This window comes from Pseudomonas fluorescens (assembly GCF_000968015.1).
In the GTDB taxonomy this organism is placed as follows: domain Bacteria; phylum Pseudomonadota; class Gammaproteobacteria; order Pseudomonadales; family Pseudomonadaceae; genus Aquipseudomonas; species Aquipseudomonas fluorescens_W.
This window is the reverse complement of sequence record NZ_LACH01000053.1, coordinates 128641-142486: the sequence shown is the minus strand read 5'-3', so window position 1 is coordinate 142486 and position 13846 is coordinate 128641. Positions and strand designations below refer to the sequence as shown.

The following is a 13846-nucleotide window of genomic DNA, read 5'->3' as shown; positions in this document are numbered from 1 at the left end:
CGGTCTATCGCGGGCAAGCCTTGCTCCTACAGGAATGCATTCAACACTGTAGGGCGAAGCTTGCTCGCGATGACGCTGTTTCAGATGGCCAATGCATGTTGGTCCTGGACGTAGTGATAACGCGGTCGACTTTCGTGTTGCGAAGGTTTCAAGAAGCCCAGCAATGCGTTGCGGCTGTCTCGGCAGGCAGATTTGTGTTCCATGTCGAGAAAGTGGCCGGTGGCCTGCAGGGTGGTGAAAGTAGCGTGTTGCACATGGTTGGCGAACAGTTGAGCGCCGTCGGCAGCGGTGTACTCGTCCCATTCGCCGTTCATGAACAGCACCGGTACGTTGACTTTCTCCGCGGCTTTGAAGAAGCACTGGCGATCACTTTGCAGCAGATCGCTGATGTGGAAGTGCATCTGCCCGTATTCATGCTCGGCCAGGGAACTGACGTGCCGATAATTGAAGCGCTTGAACAGTGTCGGCAGGTGTTTGCCGATGGTGCTGTTCACCAGGTTGCCGACCCGGTCACCGTCCCGGCTGCCGAGGTAATCGATGCCGCGCTCGAGGTAATCGAGCATGTGCGCGTTGATCTCCGGAGAGAACGAGCTGATCACGGCTTTTTCGATGCGTCGTGGCTGGTGGGCCAGGGCGACCAGGGTCGCGGCGCCACCCCAGGAAAACGACAGCACGTGTTCGGCGGCGAAGTGGTCGATCAGCTCCAGGAGGATCTGCCCTTCGATTTCCTTGGTCAGCAATTTTTCGTGCAGGTTGTGGGCTTTCGACTTGCCCGCGTAGGGCTGGTCGTAGCAGACCACATTGAACTGCGGGTGAAGGTTTTTCACGGTTTGTGCAAACGACGCAGTCGTGGCCATCGAGCCGTTGACCAGAATAATGGTCTTTTCTGCGGCGTCTGCGCGATAGAACTCCGTGTAAACCCGGTACTGACCCTGTATATCCAGCACAGCGATTTCTGGCCTCATGTCATAAGACTCCAAGCAAGCGGGTATGCGCGCAAATGAGATTGCACGAGCTTTGTGACAGGTAGGCATACGCCTGGAATTTGGAGGCCCATGTCGATCCAATGCGGTCCGGTCGACGGGTATTGTTATTAGCGGGCAGTCTGCCGGGGGGAAAGCGGAACCTGAGGGTTCTCTACCGGCAAAAAGTTTCTTAGAAGTATGTTGTGACTAGTCGGTCACATTTCGGCCGACGTCCTGATTCAAGCAGGGGTCACGTCATCGCGCAAGTATCTTTGGCAAATTGTTCGACAAGTTCTGCTGAGCGGTCGCCTGCTTAGATCAATTGAATCTCTTCGGTGCGTAATGCGCGGTACTCGCCCGGTTTCAGGGCACTGTCGAGCACCAGCGGGCCCATGCTTTCGCGGTGCAGGCGCAGCACCTTGTTGTCGAAATGGCCGAACATCCGCTTCACCTGGTGGTAACGACCCTCGACGATGCTCAGTCGTGCGGACTTGGGGCTGAGCACGTCCAGCCCGGCGGGTTGGGTGGTGAGGTCTTCGAAAGCGAAGTACAGGCCTTCGGTGAATTTCAAAGCGTATTGCGGGCCAATCTCTTGCTCGGTCTCTACGTAGTAGACCTTGGGCAGTTTGGTTTGCGGTTGGGTCAGGCGTCGCGACCAGCTGCCATCATTGGTGATCAGCATCAGGCCGGTGGTGTTGAAGTCCAGGCGCCCGGCGATGTGCAGGTCCTCCTTGTCCGGCTCATGGATCAGGTCGAGCACGGTTGGGTGTTGCGGATCGCGGGTGGCACTGACGCAGCCAGACGGTTTGTGCAGCATGAAGTAGCGTGCAGGCTTGCCGACTTGCAGCAGCTCATCGTCGACTTCCACGCAGCTGAATTCCAGTACGTCGGCGTGAGGGTCGCTGACGACTTTTCCGTCGATCCTGACGCGCTTTTCCACCAGCAATAGACGCACCTGCTTACGGTTGAAGCGCGGCAGGTTGCTGAGGAAACGGTCAATGCGCATGACGAGGGATCGGTAGGAAAGGGGCGCGTATCTTACGTGATCGGTTGTGCGGTTGCTTACAGCTGCGCCTCGACTTGCGCGCAGCGGGGGCACAAACAGGATTTGTCGCGCAGTTCGGGCGGTAGTGCTTCGAGCACCGCCGGGTCGATGCTGACGCCGTAGCACCAGCAGGCCCGATCGGCGGTTCGCGGGTCGGCCAGGGTGCAGTCGTTGGAGGCGCCGCAGGCCGGGCAGAAATCTGGCTTATTCATTTAGGGGTATGCATAACTGGAGTGAGGCATTTCCACGCAGGTGCGGTTACGGCCGGCTTGCTTGGCCCGGTACATCGCATGATCCGCTCTCGAGAGCAGCGTGTGCAAGGTGTCATCGGTCTGCAAGGTGGTCAGGCCGATGCTGACCGTCAGCTGCAAGGCCTTATCGTTGTAGGCATAACGCTGTTGCTCGACATGCTGACGAATTTTCTCGGCGACCATCAGACCGGTCTCCCCATCGGTGTCCTTGAGCAACACGATAAATTCCTCCCCGCCCCAACGGCAGACGATGTCGGAGTGCCGCAAGCAACTCTCCAGATCCCGTGCAAAGCCGATCAGCACCTGATCCCCGGCAAGGTGACCGTAGGTGTCGTTCAACGCCTTGAAGTGGTCTAGATCCAGCAGCAACGCGGTCAGCGGTTTGGGCTCGCGCTGGGCTTCGTGCATGGCTTGCGCCGCCAACAGGTCGAAACCGCGGCGATTCGGCAATTCGGTCAGGCTGTCGAGGATCGCCTGGGCCTGGATCTTGCCCTGGTAGCGCTTGATCACCCGGTTGAGCAGGATCAGCACAATCAGCGTGACGATCAGGCAGATCAGCAGGTTGAGGTACAGCGACTGGCGGATTTCACTGAGGGCGCCGTCTTCGCGTTTGTCGACGAACAAGTACCAGTTCAGCTCCGGAATGAAACGCACATTTAGGAAATGTCCCTGGCCCTGGGCGGAATATTCGTAGCTGCCGCTGTGGGGCTTGGGCAACTGACTGACGAGACTTTTCATGCTGTCGAGTTCGCCGAGCCGCTGCCCGATCTTCGCGCCTTGCGGGCCGCCCTCGGCGCCGGTGAGCACCAGGCGTCCGAAATTGTCGACGAAGTACACACTGCGCTGGTAGCGCTGCTGGTACTTGTCGATCAGCTTGATCACCGCATCGACTGTCAGACCGACGCCGGCCGCGCCGATGAAACGGTTGTTGTAGTCGTAGACCTTGTAGTTGATGAAGAAGGTCAGGTTGTCCTTGTTGGCAAGGTCCGGGTCGACATTGATCTCGTAGGGATCGGCCATGTCTCGTACGCGGAAATACCACGTATCACGGGGTTCAGTGGCTTTGACCTGTTTGAGTACGCCCTTGGCGTGGTAGTAGGTGAGGCTGGTGTTGGAGACGAAAAATGCGGTGTAGGCGCCGTAGTGGGTCATGACCTCGTTGAGGTAGCGGGTCATTTTTTCGGGGTCTTGCTCGCCGTTTACCACCCAGTCACGCATGAAGGTGTCGCGGGACATCATCGAGGAAATCAGGATCGGTCGGACGAGGTCTTTCTGGATTTCCGAGTAGACCGTGTCCGACGTCAGTGGCAGCTCCGTGTTGACGATGCTGTCACGGATTGACGCTCGCGAGGCGTAGTAGCTGAGGAAGGACGTGGCGAGAAAGCCTGCGCCCAGCAGTGCGATCAGCGTGAGGACCAACGAACGTTGCGAATACAGCGGCGAGCGAAGCGGCATGACGATTCCGTTGGCAGTGACCCGATGGCAGGCATTCTAATTGCGCTGCTGGGAAATAACTGCTGCATTTGTGGGGGAAATGGTGTCAGGTAGGGCCACCCCTCACCCCAGCCCTCTCCCCATAGGGGAGAGGGGGGAAAGGGAGCAGATTTGTATGTTGTTCAAAACCAGAGCTCGACTCGATATTTCCGGTCGCTGTAGCTCAAACAAACACCTCGGTCAGTCCCCTCTACCCCTTGGGGAGAGGGTTAGGGTGAGGGGTGGATTCCGGATCAGACTCTAGTCTCAAGATACGCACGCCATCCACCAAGGTGACTAATATCCACCGCCCCCTCCAACCCATACCCCTCACAAATAAACCCGCTCTCCCAACGCCCATCCGCCAATTGCACCTTGCCCAATCCCAGCGGCGCCGGAATCCCGGTCAAAAACGAACCCAATTCACGGCTCGGCAGTTCCCAAACCTCCACGGCAATCGCCACACCCCCGTCCTTCACGCGAACCATCCCGGGTCGAAACGGCGGGCCGCCGGCCAGGGCATACAGTTGATAATCCGGCGAGCTGAACGTCGTCTCGACCAGTCGAGCCCCGCGCTGCTTCAATTGCCAGTTCAGCGCCAATCCATCCAGATGCGCGCCACACACCACCAACCGTGCACGATCATTGCGTGCGACCGCCGACGGAAGCGGTGTCGCCAAACCTTGCTGGCGCTGCATGGCATCCGCCACACCCAACAAATACTGATCAGTAAATGCCCGGCCAAACAGCGTTACACCCCAAGGCAAACCATTGCCCATGAAACCGCTGGGCACGGCGACGGCGGCGTAATCGAGCAGGTTCATGAAGTTGGTGTAGTAGCCCAATTCCGAATTTCGCAGCACCGGCTCGACGTCCAGTTCCGCCAGCGTGACGGGGCGGCCGATGGTGGGTGTGAGCACGCAATCGAGGTCGTCCAGTGCCTCGTCGCACAGGGCTTTCAGCGCTTGCAGCCGGTACTGGGCGCGGAAGGTTTGCACACCGTTCACCGCCGGCGCCTTGGCCAGCACCGCGCGGATCACCGGCAGTACGGCTTCAGGGTTTTGCTCCATCAATTCGCCGGCGACGCTGTAGCGCTCAGCCACCCACGGGCCTTCATAGAGCAACCGCGCCGCTTCAAGGAACGGCGACAAATCCAGTTCCACGGCTTCACCGCCCAAAGCCTTGAGCTGATCGATGGCATCGCCAAACAACAGCGGACCCTCAGGGCAGCCGAAGAACTGCAGATCCTGAGCACGCGGCACGCCAAAGCGGAAGGGGCGAGGTGCACCAAACGCCGAGCCGTCATTCCACAACGGATTACTACGGCTGTATTCATCGCGGGGATCAAGGTGCGCAGTGAGCGCGAGCAACTGACTGGCTTCCCGAGCGGTTGCGGTGAACGTGGTCACGCAATCGAGGGTGCGACACGCCGGCACCACACCGGCCGTGGAGGTCAGCCCTTTGGTGGCTTTCAACCCCACCAGATTGTTCAGCGCTGCCGGCACGCGCCCGGAACCCGCCGTGTCCGTGCCCAGGGAAAAACTCGCCACGCCCAGCGCCACTGCCAGCGAAGAGCCGGCACTGGATCCGCCCGATGGATACTCCGGCAACACGCTGTTCGGGCTCGCGCCATACGGTGAGCGACTGCCGTTAAGCCCGGTGGCGAATTGATCAAGATTGGTCTTGCCCAAAGGAATCGCGCCCAGCGCCAGCAATTGCTCGACGATGGTCGCCGAACGTTCCGGCACATAAGCAAAATCAGGGCACGCCGCCGTGGTGGGAATGCCGGCCAGGTCGATGTTGTCCTTGATCGCGAACGGCACGCCGTACAGCGGCAAGCTGTCGGGGTCGCGACCGTCGAGTGCAGCAAGGTACGGTTCCAGTTCTTCAACACTGAGCAAGTGGATGAACAGGTGATAATCCGGGTTCAGCGCCTCGGCTTTATCGCGCAGGCTCAGGAGCAATTGCCGAGGTGTGATGCTGGCGTCGCGGTAGGCGTTGCGCAGGGCGTCGAGTTGCAGATTGATGTTCATGGCGTTAATCCTTTTCAAAATGGGTTCACTCAAGTTCCAGCACCACGACGCGCTGTCCGGCGCGCACGGCCGAACCCGGTTGCACGCGAATCTCCCGCACCACTCCGGCCATGGGGGCGAGCAGCGGAATTTCCATCTTCATCGACTCCAGAATCACCAGCACATCACCGGCGGCGACGCGGCTGCCGGTCTCCACCTGAACCTGCCAGAGGTTGCCGGCGATGTGGCTGTCGACGCTCTGTTGACCGCTGGCCAGCGGCGCGTCTTCGGTCGCTTCCGGGACAAGTTCTTCGCTGTCAAAATGCGCCTGGCCACTGGCGATCCAGCGCTCGCGCTCGGCGTTGAACGCGCCTTTTTGCTGATCGCGAAACGCGGCAATGCTCTCGGCTTCCTTCGTCAGGAAGGCTTGGTAATCCGTCAGATTCAGCTGACTGTGCTCGATGTTCAGGTCGAAGCGCCCGAGTGGGAAATCCCGTCGAATGCGCAGCAGTTCATCGGCACTGACCGGGTAGAACCGGATCTGATCGAAGAACCGCAGCAGCCACGGTTTGCCATCGAATGCGGCGACCTCGCGATAGCGATTCCACATCTGCAACGTGCGGCCGACGAACTGATAACCGCCAGGGCCTTCCATGCCGTACACGCACATGTAAGCACCGCCGATGCCCACCGAATTTTCCGCGGTCCAGGTGCGGGCCGGGTTGTATTTGGTGGTCACCAGGCGATGCCGCGGGTCGAGTGGCGTGGCGACCGGTGCACCGAGGTAGACGTCGCCCAGGCCCATCACCAGGTAGCTGGCGTCGAACACCGTGCGCTGCACTTCGTCGAGGTTTGGCAGGTCGTTGATGCGGCGGATGAACTCCAGATTGCTCGGGCACCACGGGGCGTCCTTGCGCACGGTGGTCATGTATTTTTCGATCGCCAACTGGCAGGCCGGGTCGTCCCAGGACAGCGGCAGATGGACGATGCGCGACGGGACTTGCAGGTCCTTGGCGGCGCACACGGCGTCCCATTCGCCGGCGACGATGCCGAGCAGATCAGCCAGCGGCAGTTGCTCGGGTTGGTAGTGCACTTGCAGTGAGCGGATGCCGGGTGTCAGGTCGATGACGCCGTGCAGATTTTGGCTTTCCAGTGCTTGCATCAATGCGTGGGCGCGGAAGCGCAGGACCAGGTCCAGTTCGGGGGCGCCGATTTCCAGCAGCAGATGAGTGTCCCCAGACAGTCTCGCCACCAGCCGCGTATCGTCCTGACCAATATCCAACACCACCGGCGACACAACCCCTTGTAGGAGTGAGCCTGCTCGCGATCGCGGTGTGTCAGTCACATCAATGTTGGCTGTACTGCCGCCATCGCGAGCAGGCTCACTCCTACATGGGGAATTCCATTTCAAGGCTAGGGTGCGGGCGGTCTGGATATCGACGGGGAGGAATTGCACTTTGTCCCCGGCCTTCAATTGGCCTAGTTGCCAGAGGTCGGCTTCGATCACCGTCACCGGGCAGACAAACCCGCCGAGGCTCGGCCCATCGGGACCGAGGATGACCGGCATGTCACCGGTGAAATCCACTGCACCAATGGCGTACGGGTTGTCATGAATATTCGACGGATGCAGACCCGCCTCGCCACCATCGGCACGCACCCATTCAGGCTTCGGTCCGATCAACCGCACACCGGTTCGGCTGGAGTTGAAATGCACTTCCCACTGGGTGGCGAAGAAGGTGCCGATGTAGTTTTCGGTGAAGTATTCCGGTGCGCCATGAGGGCCATAGATCACCCGGATCTGCCGCAGAACGGGCAACTCGGTGACCTGTTCTGCCGCCAGTTGTTGACCGGCGCTGCGGTCGCTCAAGGTCGGTATATGCAACACATCACCAGCCCGCAATGCACGCCCGCCATGCCCGCCAAACTGGCCGAGGGTGAACGTGCTTTTGCTGCCCAGATAATCCGGCACTTGCAGGCCACCACGCAGGCACAAATAGCTGCGAGCGCCTGCTCCGGCCATTGTGCCGAGGCTCAAAGTCGCCCCTGCCGGAACCAGCAGTGCGGTGTTCATCGGTACGGTTTCACCGTTTAGCGTCAATGGAATCATCGCGCCGGTGACGGCCACAACTGCATCACAATTGAAGCGCAGCAGTGGCCCGCTCATGGTGATTTCCAGTGCAGCGGCGCCTTCGTCGTTACCCAGCAAGAGGTTGCCCAGACGCAACGCTCGACTGTCCATCGGCCCTGACGGCGGCACGCCCACGGCCCAATAACCGAGGCGGCCTGGATAGTCCTGAACGCTGGTTTGAGTCCCGGCGCTGAGCACTTCAAACGTGTTGGCCTGATACACCAGACCTTCCAGGCAACGGGTCCACGGCTGGCCGCTGGCGAAAGGCACATCGAGCAGAATCTGCCGCAAATAATCGCGGTTGGTTTCCACCCCGTAGAGCAGGCTGTCGCCCAGCGCTCGATGCAGATCGGCAGCGGCTTGTTCACGGGTCGACGCCCAACTGATGACTTTGGCGATCATCGGATCGAAGTACGGTGGGATCTCGCAACCGGCCTCGACCCACGTGTCGATGCGCAGGTGTTTGCCATCGACGGCGGGGAAGTTCACGGTAGTCAGCAACCCTGGGCTCGGCTGAAAATCCCGTCCCGGATCTTCGGCATAGAGCCGTGCCTGAATCGCATGGCCGCAGGCTTTCAAGCCTTGGCTCAACGTGCTCAGCGGCGGCAAATCACCTGCCGCCAGTTCCAGCATCCAGCGCACCAGATCCACACCCCAGACTTGCTCGGTGACGCCGTGCTCCACCTGCAAACGGGTGTTAACTTCGAGAAAGTAGAAACGCTGAGCCTCGCTGTCGAAGACGAACTCAACGGTGCCGGCGCTGCGGTAATTCACCGCTTTCGCCAGTTTGATCGCCGCCGCACACAGCGCTTCGGCCATGCCCTCGGGCAGGTTTGGCGCCGGGGTTTCTTCGAGGACTTTCTGGTTGCGTCGCTGCACCGAACAGTCGCGCACGCCGAGGGCAATCACGTCGCCCCGGCCATCGCCGAACACCTGCACTTCCAGATGACGGGCACGCTGGATGTACTTCTCGATGAACACGCCGGCGTCGCTGAAGTTATTCTGGCCGAGGCGTTTGACGGCTTCAAAGGATTCGCTCAACTCGGCAGCGCTGCGACACACGCGCATGCCGATGCCGCCACCGCCGGCGGTGCTTTTGAGCATCACCGGGTAGCCAACCTGTTCGCCGGCAATCAGCGCTGCGTCGAGGCTGTCGAGCAACTCGGTGCCTTCGAGCATCGGCACGCCGTGTTGCTTGGCCAAGGCGCGCGCGGTGTGCTTGAGGCCGAACACTCGCAGCTGCTCTGGCGTCGGGCCGATGAAGGCGATGTCGGCGGCTTGGCAGGCTTCGGCGAACGCGGCGTTTTCCGAGAGAAAACCGTAGCCCGGATGGATCGCCGTGGCGCCGGTGGATTTGGCGATGGCGAGGATTTTTTCGACGGACAGATAGGTGCCGGCGGCTGCGCCTTCACCGAGGCTGTGAGCTTCATCGGCTTGCAGGATGTGCAAACTGGCGGCATCGGCTTCGGAGTAAACGGCAACGCCCTGGACCTGCAACTCACGCAGGGTGCGCAGGATGCGACAGGCAATGGCGCCACGGTTGGCAATCAGGACTTTTTCGAACATGGCATAACCCCTGGAGGGGATGCGGGCCGTCCCGCAGTTTTTTTTGATGCATCCGGGCCGTCCCGGATGAAAAATCAGATTTCTCAAACGCCGCCGCTCCCTTGGAGGAGTGAGCCTGCTCGCGATAGCGGTGGGTCAGTCGACATCAAAGGTGACTTTGCTGACGCCATCGCGAGCAGGCTCACTCCTACATTGGGATTGCGGTGTTCTTACTTTTTCAGGCACTGGCCTGAACGGGCCTGGCACAGGGCAAACAACCACCGCCGCAACTGCGAGAATTTCAGTTCCATACCAGCAGCTCCGCAGGAGTGGGGTTGTAGGCATTGCACGGGTTGTTCAGTTGCGGGCAATTGGAGATCAGCACGATCACGTCCATCTCGGCCCGCAGGTCGACGTATTTGCCCGGTGCCGAGATGCCGTCTTCAAATGTCAGCCCGCCATCCGCCGTGACCGGTACGTTCATGAAGAAGTTGATGTTCGGCCCGATGTCGCCTTTGCCCAGTCGTCCATCGTGCACACAGGCACGCAGGTAGTTGTCGCGGCAGCTGTGCATGTAGCGTTTCTCCAACGCATAGCGCACGGTGTTGCTCTCTTGCGCGCAAGCGCCGCCGAGGGTGTCGTGACGGCCGCAGGTGTCGGCGACGATGGTCAGCATCGGCTTGCCGAGGTTGGAATACAGCACGCTGCCGGTGCTCAGGTAGACGCTGTTCTGTCGGCGCAACGTGCGTTGCACGTCGTAGCGCTCCTTTGGGTTGGCAACGCTGTAGAACAACGTGTCGACGGCCTGATTGCCTTCCAGATCGAGGATGCGCAAGGTCTGGCCGGCCTTGACCTCCATCAGCCACGGTTCGCCGGCCGGGAGGGTGGCGTGGTAGATCGCGGTTTCGGGCAGCTGTTGAGCGGTAGCGATTGCGAGTGACATGGCAGCGATCCTCAAGCGAACAGACGGTCGGTGTTGATGAAGCCGCGCTCGTTTTCCGGGCGCGAGGTGCGGCAGTGTTCGGCGACGCTGGCGTCGGCGTTCATCCAGCTCAACTTCAATGGTTTCGGCGCGTACTCAGGCGAAGGGTCCATCGGATGTTGCAGGGCGGTGAGCACCACCAGCGTGTCCATCGGTGCATACAACTCGATGTAGTCGCCGGCCTTGGAGTTGCCTTCGACGAAGTGGAAACGGCCAGCCTCATCGACGTTCACCCGGCTAAACAAATTGAGCGTCATCAGCAGGTCGGACAGGCCCAACCCCCATTTGCCCAGCTCCACCAACAGGTTGTCGGTGCCGTTGCGGAAGAAGCCGTTGCGCAGTTCCTGATAGCGGCCCTGGCCGTATTTTTCCGTGACCTCTTCAGCGCAGAGCACACCGCCAAGGCTGTCGCTCCAGCCGCAGGTGTCAGCAGTGATGGCGGCCAGCACGCGGCCCATGTCCGAGTACAGGCAATGGCCGGTGGTGAGCTTGGCGGTGTGTTGGCATTTGAGGCTGTCGGGCAGGTTCAGGCGTTCGGTTTTTTCGTTGGCGTTGAGCAACGTCAGGCTGACGTTGGCACCCCCGCGCAGGTCGGTCAGACGCAGCAGTTGGCCGCGTTTCAACACGAAGGAACGATGGCCGCCGCCGGGGAGCATTTCTTCGGCGAAGGGCGGGAACAGTTGGGTCGAATCAGTCATGTGCAAAAGTCCTCTTAAGCGGTACGAAGCGTGCCTGCCAGCTCAGCTGGCAAGGCATCGACGGCGGCACGGCTGGTGCGGCGGTCGCTGTTCAAAGGGATGTCGTAGGTGATGCGTGCGCCATAGGCGCCGGGGGCGTGCGGATCAACGCGGACCTTGTCGAACACCAGCAGGCGAGTGCCGAGGCTGAAGCCTTCGGACAGGTCGTGGGTGACCATGAACACCGTCAGCTGTGTCTCGCGCCACAGTTCCAGAAGCAGGGCGTGCATGTCTTTGCGGATGCCTGGATCGAGGGCGCCGAACGGTTCGTCGAGCAGCAACACGCGCGGCTTCATGATCAGCGCCTGGGCAATCGCCAGTCGTTGTTGCATGCCGCCGGAGAGCTGCGCCGGGTACTTGTCCAGCGAGTGACCGAGACCGACTTTGTGCAGCAACACTGAGGCTTGTTCGCGTGCGTCTTTTTTAGCGCTGCCGAACAACCGTCCGAGCAGCGGCGAACGCGGCAGTTCAAGGCCCAGGGCGACGTTGTCCAGCACCGTTAAATGCGGGAACACCGAGTAGCGCTGGAACACCACGCCACGGCTGGCGTCCGGCTCGCCAGCCAAGGCCTGGCCATCCAACAGAATCTCGCCGCGACTGGCGCGTTCCTGGCCGAGCAGCAGACGTAGGAAGGTCGACTTGCCGCAACCTGACGCACCGACCAAGGTGCAGAACTCACCCTCATTGACGTTCAGGTTCAGCCCTTCGAGCACCACCTGGTCGGCGTATTGCTGCCAGACATTTTTCACCGTGATGAAGCTCATGCGCGGGCCCCCTCATACCAAGGGAACGCCCGTTGTGTCAGGCGCTTGAGGCCCCAATCCATCAGCCAGGCGAGCAGGGTGATCCAGACCACGTAGGGCAAAATCACGTCCATCGCCAGGTAGCGGCGCACCAGGAAAATCCGGTAGCCGAGGCCGTCGGTGGAGGCGATGGCTTCGGCGGCGATCAGGAACAACCACGCCGAACCCAGCATCAGCCGCAGCGAGATCAGCAGGCGTGGGAGCAATTGCGGCAGCACTACCCGTAGCATCAGCGTCCAGGTCGAAGCGCCGAGGGTCTGGGCCTTGATCAGCAACTCGACGGGAATTTCCCGGGCGCGTTGCTCCAGATCACGGGCCAGGCACGGGGTGATGCCGATCACGATCAGCATCACTTTGGACAACTCCCCCAGGCCGAACACGATGAACAGAATCGGCAGAATCGCCAGTGGCGGCACCATCGACAGCACCGTCAGCAACGGCGACAACGGCGCGCCAAACAGCGGCAGCGTACCGGCGGCGATACCCAGGCACAGCCCGGCCAGCGCGCTGATACCAAGGCCGATGGCCAGGCGTCGCAGGCTGGACGCGGTGTCTTGCCACAACACGTATTCACCGGTGCGGGTGTCGGCAGTAAACGCCAGGCGTTTCACCGCGTCGGTCATCTGCACGGCGCTCGGCAGCAGCTTGTCATTGGGGTTGTCCGTCAGCCGCTCGGCCGAGCCCATGAAGTAGGCAAACAGCACCAGGGCGAACGGCAGGATCACCAACAGCAGGCGACTTGGGCGATCCGGGTGGCGATTGATCAGGCGCATGGCCAGTCCTCCTGTTTACAGCTTGGCGTCGGCGGCCATCTGCACGTAGGTCGGGTCGAAGCGCAGCTTGAGGTTGGTCTTGTCGCCGCTGGTCACGCCATTGGCGAACGCCATGCCGACTGCGCTGGTGTCCTTGGCGCCTTCACCCAGCAAGCCGTGCTGGAACGAGAACTCGGCCACCTTGCGCATGGTTTCCGGCAGTTGCTTGCTGGTGGAGAACGCCAAAGCTTCCTTGGGTGTGGCGAACAATTTGGTGGTGTCCAGTTGCGACTGGAAACCGGCCAGATCGGTGCCGGAAGCTTTAGCCATGTGTTCGAGGGCGGCTTTGCTGGCGGCGTTTTTCGCGTTCATCAACTCGACCACTTCAAACCAGGCGCCGGTCAGCGCTTTGCCCAGGGCCGGGTTGTCTTTGAGGGTCGATGAGTTGACCACCATCATGTCCATGATTTCGCCGGGGATCTGGCTGGAGTTGAACACTTCGGTCACCGCAGGCTTGGCCTTGATGTCCGAAAGCATCGGGTTCCAGGTGGTGACAGCGTTGACCTGATCGGTGTTGAAAGCGGCCGAAATGTCGGCGTCGGAGGTGTTGACCACTTTCAGGTCTTTCTCGGTGAGATCGACCGAATCCAGCGCCCGGGCCAGCAGGTAGTGGGAGACAGAGAGCTCTACCAGATTGACGTCCATGCCTTTGAGGTCGGTGACTTTCTTGCCGTCACCCTTGAGCACAATGCCGTCGTTGCCATTGGAGAAGTCGCTGACGATCAGCGCGGTGCTGTCGACGCCACCGGCTGCCGGAATGGTCAGCGCATCCATGTTGGTCATGGTGCAGCCGTCGAACTGGCCGGCGGTGTATTGGTTGATGGATTCGACGTAGTCATTGAGCTGCACCACATCAATCTTGATGCCGTACTTTTTCGCCCACTTATCGACGATGCCTTGGCTGCCAGCGTATTCCCAAGGCATCCAGCCGGCGTAGATGGTCCAGCAGACGCTGAAGTGGTCTTTCTGGGCGGCCTGGGACGAGAAGCTCACGAAGGCTGCGAAAGCAGCGGCGAGCAGGGCGGGTAAACGAAGCTGGGACATGGGTGGTTCTCCAGTTGGTCAAGGGCGGGCAGGAGTCAACGCGGCACCG

At 60.7% G+C, this 13846-nt stretch carries 11 protein-coding genes; all 11 read right to left on the bottom strand.

Features of this window, described 5'->3' with window-relative positions; translation table 11 throughout:
- Window positions 1-80: 80 nt before the first annotated feature.
- On the bottom strand, window positions 81-965 hold the full coding sequence (locus VD17_RS22650; protein WP_046055741.1) for an alpha/beta fold hydrolase: 885 nt from the start codon (window positions 963-965) through the stop codon (window positions 81-83).
- Window positions 966-1278: 313 nt separating this feature from the next.
- The gene (locus VD17_RS22645; RefSeq protein WP_046055740.1) at window positions 1279-1971 is read right to left on the bottom strand and encodes a pseudouridine synthase; all 693 of its coding nucleotides are present in this window, start codon (window positions 1969-1971) and stop codon (window positions 1279-1281) included.
- Window positions 1972-2027: 56 nt separating this feature from the next.
- Entirely contained in the window at window positions 2028-2222 is a 195-nt protein-coding gene (locus VD17_RS22640) for a cysteine-rich CWC family protein (protein ID WP_008153014.1), read from the bottom strand.
- The gene (locus VD17_RS22635; RefSeq protein WP_046055739.1) at window positions 2223-3716 is read right to left on the bottom strand and encodes a sensor domain-containing diguanylate cyclase; all 1494 of its coding nucleotides are present in this window, start codon (window positions 3714-3716) and stop codon (window positions 2223-2225) included.
- A 272-nt stretch (window positions 3717-3988) separates the two neighbouring features.
- On the bottom strand, window positions 3989-5767 hold the full coding sequence (gene atzF, locus VD17_RS22630; RefSeq protein ID WP_046055738.1) for an allophanate hydrolase: 1779 nt from the start codon (window positions 5765-5767) through the stop codon (window positions 3989-3991).
- A gap of 25 nt (window positions 5768-5792) precedes the next feature.
- Window positions 5793-9440: an urea carboxylase gene (gene uca / locus VD17_RS22625; RefSeq protein ID WP_046055737.1), complete on the bottom strand. Its 3648-nt coding sequence runs from the start codon at window positions 9438-9440 to the stop codon at window positions 5793-5795.
- A gap of 280 nt (window positions 9441-9720) precedes the next feature.
- A complete protein-coding gene (locus VD17_RS22620) occupies window positions 9721-10362 on the bottom strand; it encodes an urea amidolyase associated protein UAAP2 (protein WP_046055736.1) in 642 nt (213 codons plus the stop codon).
- Window positions 10363-10373: 11 nt separating this feature from the next.
- The gene (locus VD17_RS22615) at window positions 10374-11099 is read right to left on the bottom strand and encodes an urea amidolyase associated protein UAAP1 (RefSeq protein WP_046055735.1); all 726 of its coding nucleotides are present in this window, start codon (window positions 11097-11099) and stop codon (window positions 10374-10376) included.
- Window positions 11100-11113: 14 nt separating this feature from the next.
- Window positions 11114-11902 (bottom strand): ABC transporter ATP-binding protein, encoded by a 789-nt coding sequence (locus VD17_RS22610; protein ID WP_046055734.1) that lies wholly within the window; start codon window positions 11900-11902, stop codon window positions 11114-11116.
- The gene (locus VD17_RS22605; RefSeq protein ID WP_033054095.1) at window positions 11899-12714 is read right to left on the bottom strand and encodes an ABC transporter permease; all 816 of its coding nucleotides are present in this window, start codon (window positions 12712-12714) and stop codon (window positions 11899-11901) included. The genes VD17_RS22610 and VD17_RS22605 overlap by 4 nt, the downstream gene beginning before the upstream one ends.
- A gap of 15 nt (window positions 12715-12729) precedes the next feature.
- Entirely contained in the window at window positions 12730-13797 is a 1068-nt protein-coding gene (locus tag VD17_RS22600; protein ID WP_046055733.1) for a putative urea ABC transporter substrate-binding protein, read from the bottom strand.
- Window positions 13798-13846 lie beyond the last annotated feature (49 nt).